The sequence below is a fragment of the Alkalihalobacillus sp. MEB130 genome (assembly GCF_032335535.1).
Classification (GTDB): Bacteria; Bacillota; Bacilli; order Bacillales; family Bacillaceae_D; genus Halalkalibacter.
This window is the reverse complement of the sequence record NZ_JAOANA010000005.1, coordinates 196406-209386: the sequence shown is the minus strand read 5'-3', so window position 1 is coordinate 209386 and position 12981 is coordinate 196406. Positions and strand designations below refer to the sequence as shown.

Sequence of the window (12981 nt, the reverse complement as noted above, 5' to 3'; positions counted from 1 at the left end):
GTGAAGTGGGATGGCTGAGAAGAAAGAAGAGACGAATTTATTTGATCCAATTGAAGAAGCCATTTACGAGCTTATGCAAGGGCGTTGTGTCATCGTATGTGATGACGAAGACCGTGAAAATGAAGGGGATTTTGTAGCAGTTGCAGAAAAAACAACACCAGAGGTCATTAATTTTATGGTTACACATGGTCGTGGGTTAGTGTGTGCACCGATTACAGAAGATCGAGCTAAGCAACTAGATCTAGTTTCAATGGTCGATCATAATACTGACCCTCATGGTACAGCCTTTACTGTAAGTGTTGATTTTTATACGAACACCACTGGAATTTCTGCGAAAGAGAGAGCGGATACAGTTAGAGCTCTTATTGATGACACTACGAAAAAACACCACTTTAAGCGACCAGGACATACATTTCCATTAGTTGCTAAAAATGGTGGAGTGCTACGCCGTGCAGGGCATACAGAAGCGGCGGTTGACTTAGCAAGACTATCAGGGGCTAAACCAGCAGGGGTTATTTGTGAAATTATGAATGAAGATGGAACGATGGCGAGAGTTCCAGAGTTACGTAAAATTGCAGACGAACATGATTTGAAAATGATTACCATTAAAGATTTAATCAAGTACCGTCACCGAAAAGATAAACTAGTTAAGCGCGAAGTGGAAATTAAACTCCCGACAGAATTCGGAGATTTTCGCGCCGTTGGATTTTCTGATATTATTGATGGGAAAGAAAGTGTTGCTCTAGTAAAAGGTGAGATTATAGAAGGAGAGCCTACTCTTGTCCGAGTTCACTCTGAGTGTTTAACTGGAGATGTTTTTGGATCTCATCGCTGTGATTGCGGACCACAACTGCATGCAGCACTAGCGCAAATTGAAAAAGAAGGCAGAGGGATTCTTCTTTACATGCGTCAAGAAGGTCGTGGAATTGGATTAATGAATAAGCTAAGAGCTTACCAACTTCAAGAAGAAGGTTATGATACAGTAGAAGCAAATGAGAAGCTTGGCTTTCCTGCAGATTTACGAGATTATGGAATTGGTGCCCAAATCTTACGTGAGTTAGGTGTAAGACAAATGCGATTATTAACGAATAATCCGCGTAAGATTACGGGTTTAAAGGGATACGAACTTGAAGTTATTGAACGTGTCGCCCTGCAATTACCACATAATAAAGACAATGAGAACTATTTGAAAACAAAATCAGAAAAACTAGGACATATGTTACACTTTTAAGAGATTAACAAGGCCATATGTTTGCCTTGTTTCTACATAAGCTTGGGATAACTCTGAATTTGTATATAGAAAATTGACCGATTATTTTGAGGAGGAAAAGGAAATGGGACAGATTTTTGAAGGACATTTAGTTGGAACAGGATTAAAAGTAGGTATTGTTGTAGGCCGCTTTAATGAATTTATTACGAGTAAATTATTAGGTGGAGCACAAGATGCCTTAAAACGTCATGGTGTAAACGAAGCAGATGTAGATGTTGCATGGGTACCTGGAGCATTTGAAATTCCGTTTGCGGCGAAAAAAATGCTAGATACTGGTAAATATGATGCGGTTATCACACTTGGAACGGTCATTCGCGGGGCAACTCCTCACTTTGATTATGTTTGTAGTGAAGTAGCAAAAGGGGTAGGTTCTCTAGCGCTTTCAACTGGGAAGCCTGTTATATTTGGGGTATTAACAACGGATACAATTGAGCAAGCTGTAGAGCGTGCAGGTACAAAAGCAGGTAATAAAGGTTGGGACGCTGCAACAGCTGCCATTGAAATGGCTAACCTTGGAAGAAGTTTCGAATAAAAGTGGATATAAGAGAGGCAAACTACAAGTGATTTATCTATAGATAGATTTCAAAAAGTTTGTCTCTTTTCTTTTTGAATTTTTTCATTTCACTGTTTATTTTTGGTAAGATAATTGATAAAATAATGTATGATATACATAACCTTCTAAATGGATAGGTTTTAAGGAATTTAATTTTACATACAAAGGAGTAAGAATCATGGATAAAGTTTTAATCTTTGGACACAAAAGCCCAGATACGGATACGATTACTTCTGCAATCGTATACGCAGATCTTAAGAACAAAATTGGTGTAAACGCTGAGCCAGTACGTTTAGGGGAAATTAATGGTGAGACGCAATTTGCACTAGATCATTTCGGTGTAGAAGTACCACGTTTAGTCGAAACGGTAGCAAACGAAGTGGAAAATGTTATTTTAGTTGACCACAATGAGCGTCAACAAAGTGCAGCGGACATTGATTCTGTTCGTGTGCTTGAGGTAATCGATCACCACCGTATTGCTAATTTTGAAACAAGTGATCCACTTTATTATCGTGCTGAGCCTGTTGGATGTACAGCTACGATCTTAAACAAATTATATAAGGAGCATGGAGTGGCTATTGAGAAAAACATTGCAGGCTTAATGGTATCTGCCATTATTTCAGACTCGTTATTATTTAAATCACCAACTTGCACGGAGCAGGATATTGCTGCAGCACGTGAACTAGCTGAAATTGCTGGAGTTGACCTTGATAGTTATGGACTAGAAATGTTAAAAGCTGGTGCAGATGTTAGTAGTAAATCTGTATCTGAATTGATTTCTTTAGATGCAAAAGAGTTCACAATGGGCGCAAACAAGTTAGAAATTGCTCAAGTAAATGTTGTTGACACTGATGATGTTTTCAACCGTAAAGCAGAAGTCGAAGAAGCATTGAATGCTGTTATTAATGAAAAAGGTTTGGATCTATTCCTACTAGTTGTAACAGACATTTTAGAAAATGATTCAAAGATCTTAGCATTAGGTAAGTTAACAGATGCTGTAGAAAAAGCATACAATGTCACATTAGAAGATAATACAGCGATCTTAAAAGGTGTTGTTTCACGTAAGAAACAAATTGTACCTGGGTTGGATAATGTGTTAGCGAAGTAATAGTAATAAAGCTGATAGAGGGTAACGAGAAAGCGTACTTAGTTAAGTACACACAAGTATGTGTACGGCTAGAGTCTTTCTCGTTACCCTTTTAGATGTAAAATGAAATAGACAAATGGCTCATTGTAGAAAACACTATGAATATTTTCATACTCGTTTGGCCCCTCCGTATCGATCTTTCCAATATTTGTACTCATATCTTGTGTCGTAACTCCTTTATACGTTGCTCCAATGAATTTCCCTATTCCTAAATAGATACCTACTAACGACCTTTTAAAACGTTACGTTCTTTATAAAGAACTTTTCGACATCTTTCTTCATAGGCGGTGATAAATAGACATCTATTTTGATGGAATATTTAAAATTAATTGTAAATTGGTTAAGTTGATAAGAGTAGAGTTATTAACAAAATCAAACTTGATGCATATAGTAAAAAAAACAATATAAAAAATTGAGAAAAATAAAACGAAACGTGAAGAATTGTGGTAAAATTAAATCTGGTGAAAGCGCATACGAAAACAACTCATCACCTGAGTAGAATGTGAGAGGTCTTACTATGCTTGTACCTTATAAAACGACAAATCAAAAAATAGCGATGGGTCTTCTTTCATTTATGCCAAAAGAGAAAGATATCAAGAAGCTGACAAAAACAATTGAACGATATGAGTGCGATCCGGATTGGAAGTTGTATTTGTGGAAAGAAGATGATTATGTTGGAGTCATTGGTATTATTATCGAGGATGGAATAGCGAAACTACAGCATATTTGTGTCAATCCATCACACCGCAATGAAGGAATCGGTAAAAAAATGCTCAATGAATTAATAAAACTACTTCCTTGTGAATTGAAGCCGACAAAAGAAACAAGGCATTTTCTGTCTGCTTGCGTGGAAGAGAGAAGTATATGAAAAGAACACGAAAAAAGGTCATTAATTACCTTTTTTCGTGTTCTTTTTTACTCGTCATTCGTTTGATTACGTTTAAGTTGTTGTTGTCTTTCACGTATTATATCTGATCGGTCTCGTAATTTATGTTTGTAAATAATGTCTTCTTTTGGGGTGGATGTTGTTGTCCATGTCAGCCCTAATTGTTGACAACGTTCTATACAGGCTGGGAGTAAATCTTCCTTGGAAAAGGTCAAATTAATATCATGAAAGGTATTACGAGTGTTACTAGCAAGTTGGTGTTGAGATTGCAATTGTCTGATAAGGTCTGATTTATGTAAGCCTAGTTCTGAAAGAGCGGTCTTTTGTTTCTCTAGTATAGATATGGCTTTTTCGTACATTCGAATAGCTCCATTTCTATTCCCTCGTCGATGATGATAAAGGCCAACAGCTACTTGGATAAGGCCTACCCAAATAGATGTCCGATTTTTTGGATCATGCTCTTTCCAATATTCTTCTAGAACCTCATGGCACTCAAAATAATCCCTTTCAACATGAAAATAGATGAGATAATCTAAGTAGGCTGTAGGGTACATGATGGACTCCTTTTTGATTAGTATTTTTTTAGTGTACCATATTTCTGATCTAATCATTTTACTATATATAGTAAGCAACAAAAATAAGGGACAAGTGATGTTTTCAGGTTACTCAAAAGTATGATATAATCTCATCTAGCAATAAATCTATTAAGCTAGTGGTGGTTTGATGAATCCTTATAGTGTGAAACTTGATACATTTGAGGGGCCCCTTGATCTTCTTTTGCATCTTATTAATCAAGCAGAAGTAGATATTTATGATATACCTGTTGCTGTTATTACGGATCAGTATTTAGCCTATATTCACGCTATGCAGGATCTTGAACTTGACATCGCAAGTGAGTATTTAGTGATGGCCGCAACCTTGCTAGCAATTAAAAGCAAGATGCTTCTCCCAAAGCAAGAGGAGGAGCTTTTTGATGATGATTGGCAGATGGAAGAAGAAGAGGACCCTAGAGAGGAATTAATGTATCGGTTAATTGAATATAAAAAGTATAAAGAAGCTGCTACCGAATTAAAGGAAAAAGAACAAGAGCGAAGTCTCGTCCATACACGTCCTCCTGAAGACTTAGACCCCTATATTTCGGAGGAAGAAAGACGAGACATTGCTATTTCGGGTGTCTCTTTGTTCGATATGTTGAGTGCGTACCAAAAATTAATGAAACGAAAAGAATTAAAGGCACCAAGAACTACGACAGTTAAAAGCCAAGAGTATTCGATTGAGGATCGGATGCAGGAAATCGTTAAGGAGTTAACGCAGAAATTTAATGGTTTTTGTCGTTTCGATGAGCTTTTTCCGGTTCCTGAGCGTGGACATGTTGTTGTTAGTTTTTTGGCTATTTTGGAATTAATGAAGACGAAAACCATCCGCTGTGAACAAGCGCAAAATTTTTCTGACATCATGATTTTCAGCACAGAGGAGGGAGTTCACAATTGACGATTCAAGAACTTCAAGCAGCGATGGAAGGATTGCTATTTGTAGTAGGTGATGAGGGATTAACGGGAGAGGATATCGCGTCTGTTTTAGATATTGATGTAGAAACGATTCACGATGCTATTTCCTCACTGCAAGTACTGTACAAGGAACAACAGCGCGGGTTACAAATTGTTGAAATGGCAGGTGCCTTTCGATTAACGACGAGGCCGGAACATGCTCCCTATTTTAAAAAGTTAGCTGCCTCTCCACTTCACTCAGGTCTATCTCAAGCTGCTCTAGAAACGTTAGCCATTGTTGCGTATCGCCAACCGATTACGAGAATGGAAATCGATGAGATTAGAGGAGTAAAATCAGATAGAGCGATCCACAACCTCTCATCTAAATTGTTAATTAAGGAAGTTGATCGAGCGCCGGGACCAGGTCGTCCTATTTTATATGGAACGACGAAGTTTTTCTTAGATCATTTCGGATTAAACTCATTAACGGAACTGCCCCCTTTACCTGAAAATGTTGATGAGCAATCACTTGAAGATGAGGCTGATCTCTTTTTTAGAAAATTTGAAGAGACGTTGGAAACAGAGTAGAGTTACTCTGTTTTTTTTATATTTATATTTTTGGCAATCAAGCAAATAATGCAAGTCGTTATATAATTTTATGCGAACAAACACACAGTTACGCCTACCGTACATAGTATAGAACGTTACTGCAATGTATCGAGGAGGAATGAGTGTGAATACACAAGAAAAATCAATTTATGATTGGGCCAAAGAGGTAAAGAACATTTGGAATCAATATGGTTCAGAGATTGAAGCAAGAGTCAGTTATAACAAAATCAAACCTTTTACGAACTCATTAATTACTCTACTTAATGAATGTGAACACCCAAGCGACCTACGGACCAATAATCAGGGATATTTGGATGAATTGGCGTCTGAGGTTTATGAAAGCTGGGTCGAATTAGTCCCTGTTCGTTCCGAAGCAGCAGAAAAAGTGGCTTTGGATCCGGTCCCGATTGGGGGGCATAAGTTACCGCCTCTACCGTATGCATATAATGCGTTAGAGCCTTATATTGCTGAAGAGATTATGCGTCTCCATCATGATAAGCATCATCAAAGTTATGTTGATGGTTTGAATAAAGCAGAAAAAGAAATGCAAAAAGCTAGGAGAAAAAATGACTATGATTTAATTAAACATTGGGAAAGAGAAGCAGCGTTTCATGGGGCTGGACATTATCTTCATACGATTTTTTGGCATATTATGAGTCCACGTGGCGGAGGCCAACCAAGTGGAGAATTAGCTCAACAAATTAATCGAGATTTTGGAAGCTTTAACAAAATGAAAGAGCATTTCTCTAAGGCGGCTGAAGAGGTCGAAGCAGTTGGTTGGGCCCTTTTAGTTTGGTCCCCAAGAACGCACCGTTTAGAAATATTACAAGCAGAAAAACATCAAAACTTAAGTCAGCAAGATATTGTGCCGTTATTAGTTTTAGATGTGTGGGAGCATGCGTATTATTTACAATATAAGAACGAACGTAAGCCATATATAAAGAATTGGTGGAATGTTGTTCATTGGCAGGAAGTGGAAAAGCGTTATCTTGAGGCTCGTCAATTGAGATGGGAAACGTATAAGTAATTTATACAAAATAGCTCTAATAATAATTAGAAAAGGTGTCCGAAAAAGTCTAAATGCACTCTTGGACACCTTTGTGATACCTATTATTTAAAAAGCTCGAGAAAATACTCTTTTAAAGCTTCCATTCTTCGGTCATCTAACTTTTGATCCGTACCGGCAACAATCATGGAAGTAATCGTATCGTTTTTATGCAAGCCTCCATGTTCTCCACCTTCATTATGAACGGGGGCTCCTTCCGACTTTAACGTATATCCTGGCTTCGCTGTAACAATCATTGTTTCAGAATGGCTGTAAAGAGCACTATACAATTGATGAAAAATATCTGGATAATCACCATAGGAAATAAGAGAGTCTTCATCGTTACGTTTGATGTCAGCTATTTTTTCATTTCCATCGATTGACCAAGTTTGGCCATAAGGGTCCCTCCAATTTCCTCCTTCACGAATACGAAGATAATCTTCTTCACCCACTTGGAAAAGAATAAGGTCTTCTCCATCTAGCCATGCTACATGATCTATTCTTGCATCATGAGAAAGTTTTTCAGCAATGTCAATAAATTGAAGATCGGGTGCTGTTGCATATAAATAAGCAGAGCGATGGTTATTTGCGATAACAATATCCCCGCTACTAGGTTCATCCATAAGAGGAGCTACATTGTAAGGTTCTAGTAATGGTTCAAGTTCGATTGCTGCTTCTTCTTTTTTATTAGATAAACGATCTTGGCCATGGTCGCCCATAATGACGAAAATGTTCTCTTCAAGTGCTTCGTCCCAACTATCATATGCACCTAAAATATCTTGTAAATATCCATCCGTTTTTGCAAAATATTCAGGACTTACAGGTCCGTGATAATGAGCATCTTTATCATAATTAGGAAAGAAAACCATTAGAAAATCAGGTTGCTCATTTTTTTGAATCAGTTTTCTCGTCACTTTGGAAGAGTATGAATCATTTAACCCAAACTTTTGATACATACTTTCGTCTAAACTAGCTCCTTGAAGTGCTTTTGGTTTAACGGCTTGGCCAAATGCAAGGAGATCTGGACCTTTTGTTTCCATTTTATCTGGTAAGTGTAAAAGAGACTTCATATAAGATGGAACTGTTAGGCGATGCGTCTTGTCTCCACGATAAACGAGGAGATTAACGGATCCACTTGTTCTACCTTTTTCTTTAAGGTCCTCATATATTGTACTAACTTCTGAAGATAAATGGTTCGTATTTAAATGCACAAGTGTATTCATTAATGTATCGTTAATTCCCAATTTCCAATATTTTGATAAAGTCGATCCATAATCAACAATAACATCTCCATCAGGATCATACCATACTAAGCCTGGTACTTTATGTTGTCTTGGAGAAGCACCTGTTACTAAAGTACTTTCAATTGCTACAGACATCGAAGGGAACGGAGCGACAAGGTCATGATAAACTTGACCACGTTCTGCTAAGAAGGACAAAGCTGGAAGGGCGCCACGATCCATTCCCGCCTCAACGACAGCTTTTGTCATTGAATCAATCACAACAACAATAACATTCTTATTTTGTTCAACCGTTCCTCTATCTGATGATTGAGCTAAGGTAGCTCCTTCAGGACGCTCTTGTTGACATCCTACTAACATACAAGCAAGTAAGGCGTATATGAGCAATGTTCTCATCATGTTCACCATCCATATCTAGTACGTTTGAATTTCAAATCCTTCTCCATTTTGCCACTCAGCAAAAAAGACTGCCTTTGGGCCAGAAATCCCTCTTTCAAACAATTCATTTAGAAGCCATGATTGTTCTTTGTTAAGCTTAGAAAGCCCCTCTTCTATAATTTCTCCATCGAGAATAAGTAAAACTGGCAAATGCACGTGTTTTGCCGGGATTTGCAAATCTCGATTTATTGGGAAATCGACCTGCTGCTTTCGCATCACATTTACTGCACCGTTCGTTTCAAGAATGCCGTACTCAACTTCGCGTACCGAAAAGACTCCTTTATCACGTAAAAGATGTAGCAATTGATCTAAATCCAATTTGTTTTTTTTCAATTCCTCATATTGAATTTTTCCTTGTGAAATAATTAATGATGGTGTTCCTTCTAACCAAGGTCTTGACTCACGCAATTTTTGCGTAATCATTTCAATCGTATAAATTAATGATCCCCAAACAAAGACAGCATAAAGTACATAGTGAAGACCAATATCTTTATCATATATCGCATTCCCAACAAGTTCACCAAGGACGAGAGCAGAAATAAAATCGAACGGCGTTAGTTGTGTAATTTGGTTTTTGCCAAGCACTTTGGTCATAACCAGTAGAGCAAAAAAACCGACAAAGAGTTCTAACGTCAAGGAAAGAAAGTTCGTATTCACACTACTACCCCTTTGTTCGTGATCACATTATCTTTTAGTGTGAACGAACAAAGGGGAGTTTATGAGGAGGAATTTAATTGAGTAAGCCAGTGGTCAAGTTGTTTAAGGAGAAGTTTCGATGAATGATGAAGGGAGCCAACTTCCGAATCTATATCATCAGGTCTTCCGCGGAATACCGATTTTATGGTGCCATTTTTGGTCAACCAATGTGTGTGTAAATACGTTTCGTATGTACTCCACAATTTTTGAATGATGACAGCTTTCTCAGCTGTAAATAACGTAGCTATCTCTTCATTAGAGAGATTATGGTGTTGAGGTGTTTCTTCTATTATCTTTGCGTGAATAGCCGTTTGTTGTTTAGCTACAGCATCACGTATTTGATGAGCGAGGATGAGAACATGAGCTTTTTTTTCATCCATCTGCTTAGCAAATATATATTCAGAGAAAGCTGTTGAATGATTCGTTGCCTTTTCTAAACGCTCATTTATGATTTTCATTTCTTTTCTTAATTTTAATTGTGAATATTGAAGTATGCCTAATTGGACAACGAGAAAAACCATAAGGACATAAAAAATATATGTAATGATAAAAACCATCCTTTCAAAGATATTGAAAAAGGTGAAAATCGTCCTCTTTCATTACTATGTTTAAAGTGTAGCACATAAAAAAAAATGCTTTATATTTTTGTTAATTATTGTTGTTAATAATTAAAGGAAATAGGATTACCCTAATACACGAAAAGACTTAGCCCTTTTCTAATGTCAAGCCATTTATGGTTTTGACAATAATTGCTTCTCATAGATAAGCGCTAATTACTTATTCTAACATTACAATATTTTAGGAGGATGGTCATGACGGTAGCAACGAAATTTAAGCAAACGATAGCTGGATTAAAGAGTGCTCAAGCAAGTTTAGAAACGTTTGCTCTAGATACCGATAATCAACAAGCGAAACAATTGTTTCAGCAAGCAGCTCAGCAAACTCAAACCATTGTAGATGGGTTAGAACCGCGTTTACAACAAATTGAACAGGAAGAGCCACAATACAAACAGTAATAAGCTTCTAATTAGGGTGACTCAAGCTTATGAGTCACCCTAGTTCTACATATTAGCAAAGGGGGAGAACAATGAAAAGAAGCCTGTTAGGAATGGTCATTCTATGCTTGGTTTCAGGTTGTCAAAATCTCACAGGGGCCACTCCAGATGTAAGACCAATGCAGTTATCCGAGAATGCAATCATTGATCAAGGTCAAGCTGATGAGGCAAAAGAGATTGTTCTGTCAATGGAAGAAGTAGTTGAAATAAAAGGTGTTTCTGACAACGAAAATACTATCTACTTGGCACCGAGAGTGAAGCATTTTGATCGGTTTAGACTAAAAGAAATAAGAAAGTATGGATATGATTCTGTAAAGAAACGGTATCCAGATGCAACTGTATTTTTGTCTACAGATCAGAAAATTTTCATGGAGTTAGAAAAGCTAGAAACAGAATTGAAAAATAAAACGATTAGTGAACAACGGTTACAAGAACAGCTAAATAAACTTAAAGATATGATGAAAGGATAAAAGGGGTGATGTAGATGTCCTCAAGCAAAAAGAAAAATGTAACTCCTGCACAAGAGAAATACCAGAAGTTGCAAAAGAAACATGAATTAAAACGACCTGTCGGAAAAAATTGTATTCGTGCTTTTCTTGTAGGGGGATTCATTTGTTTAATTGGACAAGGGCTTCATGTTTTTTACTATACTTTTTTTGATTTTACCCAAAGAACAGCAGGAGACCCTACCGTTGCTACTTTAATTTTCATTTCTGTGTTATTAACGGGTTTTGGTATGTATGATCGTATTGCGCAGTTTGCAGGAGGAGGTACGGCGGTTCCTGTAACAGGATTTGCTAATTCTGTGGCTTCAGCTGCAATCGAACATCGGACGGAAGGATATGTTCTTGGTGTTGGTGGGAACATTTTCAAATTAGCTGGTTCTGTTATTGTATTTGGCACAGTTGCTGCTTTCTTTATTGCAATTATTAAAACAATTCTCATCCAATGGGGAGGGTTATAAGATGTTACAAGGTCATCAAACATGGGAGTTTGAAAACAAACCTGTCATATTGTCCACCGGAACCGTAGGTGGTCCTTTTGAAGCAAATGGCGCATTAGCAGATGACTTTGATTTGTTGCACGAAGATTTATGGCTAGGACAAGATTCTTATGAGAAAGCACAAAAGGTATTGGTGGAAGAGTCTATATCACGTGCAATTGAAAAAGCAGAACTACGGAAAGAAGATATTCAATTTATGTTTGCAGGCGACTTGATTAATCAAATTACACCCTCCAGTTTTGCTAGTAGAACGTTAGCTATTCCATATTTCGGATTGTTTGGTGCTTGTTCTACGTCTATGGAAGGATTAGCGCTTGCCTCCTTTATTATAAATGCTAAGGGGGCGGAACGAATTGTCGCAGCTGCCTCTAGTCATAATGCGGCTACAGAAAAACAATTCAGATATCCAACCGAATATGGTGGTCAAAAGCCGCCTACTGCTCAATGGACGGTTACAGCATCAGGAGCAGCTTTAATTTCAAATGTTGGAGATGGTCCTGTCGTAACTTCTGCTACCATTGGAAAAGTAATTGATATGGGTTTATCAGATCCTTTTAATATGGGAGGTGCTATGGCCCCAGCTGCAGCAGATACCATTGTATCTCATTTTCGAGATCGGAACCTTCCTGCCGATCATTACGATTTAGTGGCTACCGGAGATTTAGGACAGGTCGGATTACCAATAGCAAAAGAGCTAATCGAGCAAAAAGGATTAGTACTTCCTGAAGATACGTTTCAAGATTGTGGCTTAATGATTTACAAGGAAGACCAACCGGTATTTGCTGGTGCTAGTGGTGCCGGCTGTTCTGCTTCTGTTACCTATGGTCATTTATTAAATCGCATAAAGCGTGGAGAATTAAAACGAATATTAATTATCGCAACAGGAGCCTTGTTGTCACCAATGTCCTTTCAACAAAAAGAAAGTATTCCTTGCATTGCGCATGCGGTTTCGATCGAAGCAGGAGGTGGCGGTCAATGATCTTTATTTCAGCCTTTATTGTAGGTGGGTTGATTTGCGTTATCGGGCAGCTATTGATGGATGTGGGGAAATTAACTCCTGCACATACGATGAGTACACTAGTCGTTGCTGGTGCAGTATTAGATGGAATAGGACTTTATGAACCTTTAATTGATTTTGCAGGTGCAGGAGCAACGGTTCCGATTACAAGTTTTGGAAACTCTCTCGTACATGGAGCAATGGCCGAAGCTGAAAGAAGTGGGTTAGTAGGTGTGTTAACTGGAATTTTTGAAGTGACAAGTGCAGGTATCTCAGCTGCAATTATATTTGGATTTATTGCTTCACTTGTTTTCAAACCAAAAGGATAAGGAGAATCAATTATGACAGTTGGTAGTAAAATTCAAGGATTGCTTGTTTCCCTCCAGTCTATTGATGCAACATTAACTTCACTTGCATTGAAAACAAAAGAACCAAAAGCGCGTGAAGCTTTCCATCAAAGTGCACTGAAAACGAGAACGGTTATTCAAGAAATTCAAAAACGAAAAGGTCAAGTGGAATTTGAAGAACCGACATATCAACAACAATAAAGGAGG

Annotated in this window: 17 protein-coding genes; 13 read left to right on the top strand and 4 right to left on the bottom strand. The window is 37.8% G+C overall.

Annotation, left to right across the window (positions count from 1 at the left end):
- The first annotated feature begins 10 nt into the window (after positions 1-10).
- The 4 genes from N0O92_RS07610 (at position 11) to N0O92_RS07595 (ending at position 3838) form a co-directional block, all read left to right on the top strand.
- Entirely contained in the window at positions 11-1231 is a 1221-nt protein-coding gene (locus N0O92_RS07610; RefSeq protein ID WP_315614070.1) for a bifunctional 3,4-dihydroxy-2-butanone-4-phosphate synthase/GTP cyclohydrolase II, read from the top strand.
- 103 nt (positions 1232-1334) lie between these two features.
- Complete coding sequence (gene ribH, locus N0O92_RS07605) at positions 1335-1802, top strand: 6,7-dimethyl-8-ribityllumazine synthase (protein WP_315614069.1); 468 nt, start codon at positions 1335-1337, stop codon at positions 1800-1802.
- Positions 1803-2001: 199 nt separating this feature from the next.
- The gene (locus N0O92_RS07600; RefSeq protein WP_315614068.1) at positions 2002-2931 is read left to right on the top strand and encodes a manganese-dependent inorganic pyrophosphatase; all 930 of its coding nucleotides are present in this window, start codon (positions 2002-2004) and stop codon (positions 2929-2931) included.
- Between the two features lie 556 nt (positions 2932-3487).
- Positions 3488-3838, top strand: coding sequence for a GNAT family N-acetyltransferase (locus tag N0O92_RS07595; protein ID WP_315614067.1), 351 nt, complete (start codon positions 3488-3490; stop codon positions 3836-3838).
- 47 nt (positions 3839-3885) lie between these two features.
- Here N0O92_RS07595 and N0O92_RS07590 read toward each other — a convergent pair whose 3' ends face one another.
- The gene (locus tag N0O92_RS07590) at positions 3886-4410 is read right to left on the bottom strand and encodes a DUF309 domain-containing protein (RefSeq protein ID WP_315614066.1); all 525 of its coding nucleotides are present in this window, start codon (positions 4408-4410) and stop codon (positions 3886-3888) included.
- Between the two features lie 169 nt (positions 4411-4579).
- Here N0O92_RS07590 and N0O92_RS07585 point away from each other — a divergent pair, with 169 nt between their 5' ends.
- From N0O92_RS07585 to N0O92_RS07575, 3 genes are all read left to right on the top strand, one after another.
- Positions 4580-5347 (top strand): segregation/condensation protein A, encoded by a 768-nt coding sequence (locus N0O92_RS07585; protein WP_315614065.1) that lies wholly within the window; start codon positions 4580-4582, stop codon positions 5345-5347.
- Positions 5344-5931 (top strand): SMC-Scp complex subunit ScpB, encoded by a 588-nt coding sequence (gene scpB / locus N0O92_RS07580; protein ID WP_315614064.1) that lies wholly within the window; start codon positions 5344-5346, stop codon positions 5929-5931. The genes N0O92_RS07585 and scpB overlap by 4 nt, the downstream gene beginning before the upstream one ends.
- 145 nt (positions 5932-6076) lie before the next feature.
- Positions 6077-6979, top strand: a complete 903-nt coding sequence (locus N0O92_RS07575) for a superoxide dismutase (protein WP_396334477.1) — start codon at positions 6077-6079, stop codon at positions 6977-6979.
- Between the two features lie 83 nt (positions 6980-7062).
- On the opposite strand, the gene N0O92_RS07570 is transcribed toward N0O92_RS07575, so the two are convergent.
- From N0O92_RS07570 to N0O92_RS07560, 3 genes are read right to left on the bottom strand one after another with little or no spacing between them, the layout of a single operon-like run.
- Positions 7063-8637: an alkaline phosphatase family protein gene (locus tag N0O92_RS07570; RefSeq protein WP_315614062.1), complete on the bottom strand. Its 1575-nt coding sequence runs from the start codon at positions 8635-8637 to the stop codon at positions 7063-7065.
- Between the two features lie 15 nt (positions 8638-8652).
- The gene (locus tag N0O92_RS07565) at positions 8653-9333 is read right to left on the bottom strand and encodes a DUF421 domain-containing protein (protein ID WP_315614061.1); all 681 of its coding nucleotides are present in this window, start codon (positions 9331-9333) and stop codon (positions 8653-8655) included.
- Between the two features lie 59 nt (positions 9334-9392).
- Positions 9393-9830 (bottom strand): hypothetical protein, encoded by a 438-nt coding sequence (locus tag N0O92_RS07560; RefSeq protein WP_315614060.1) that lies wholly within the window; start codon positions 9828-9830, stop codon positions 9393-9395.
- 354 nt (positions 9831-10184) lie between these two features.
- Between N0O92_RS07560 and N0O92_RS07555 the strand changes: the two genes are divergently transcribed.
- The 6 genes from N0O92_RS07555 to N0O92_RS07530 all read left to right on the top strand — a co-directional run bounded on the left by N0O92_RS07555 (position 10185) and on the right by N0O92_RS07530 (position 12975).
- A complete protein-coding gene (locus N0O92_RS07555) occupies positions 10185-10388 on the top strand; it encodes a DUF1657 domain-containing protein (protein WP_315614059.1) in 204 nt (67 codons plus the stop codon).
- 71 nt (positions 10389-10459) lie between these two features.
- Positions 10460-10897, top strand: a complete 438-nt coding sequence (locus N0O92_RS07550) for a hypothetical protein (protein WP_315614058.1) — start codon at positions 10460-10462, stop codon at positions 10895-10897.
- Positions 10898-10911: 14 nt separating this feature from the next.
- Entirely contained in the window at positions 10912-11391 is a 480-nt protein-coding gene (gene spoVAC / locus N0O92_RS07545; RefSeq protein ID WP_315614057.1) for a stage V sporulation protein AC, read from the top strand.
- 1 nt (position 11392) lies between these two features.
- Complete coding sequence (gene spoVAD, locus N0O92_RS07540; RefSeq protein WP_315614056.1) at positions 11393-12409, top strand: stage V sporulation protein AD; 1017 nt, start codon at positions 11393-11395, stop codon at positions 12407-12409.
- Positions 12406-12756, top strand: coding sequence for a stage V sporulation protein AE (gene spoVAE, locus N0O92_RS07535; RefSeq protein WP_315614055.1), 351 nt, complete (start codon positions 12406-12408; stop codon positions 12754-12756). The genes spoVAD and spoVAE overlap by 4 nt, the downstream gene beginning before the upstream one ends.
- 12 nt (positions 12757-12768) lie before the next feature.
- Complete coding sequence (locus tag N0O92_RS07530) at positions 12769-12975, top strand: DUF1657 domain-containing protein (protein WP_315614054.1); 207 nt, start codon at positions 12769-12771, stop codon at positions 12973-12975.
- Positions 12976-12981: the final 6 nt, after the last annotated feature.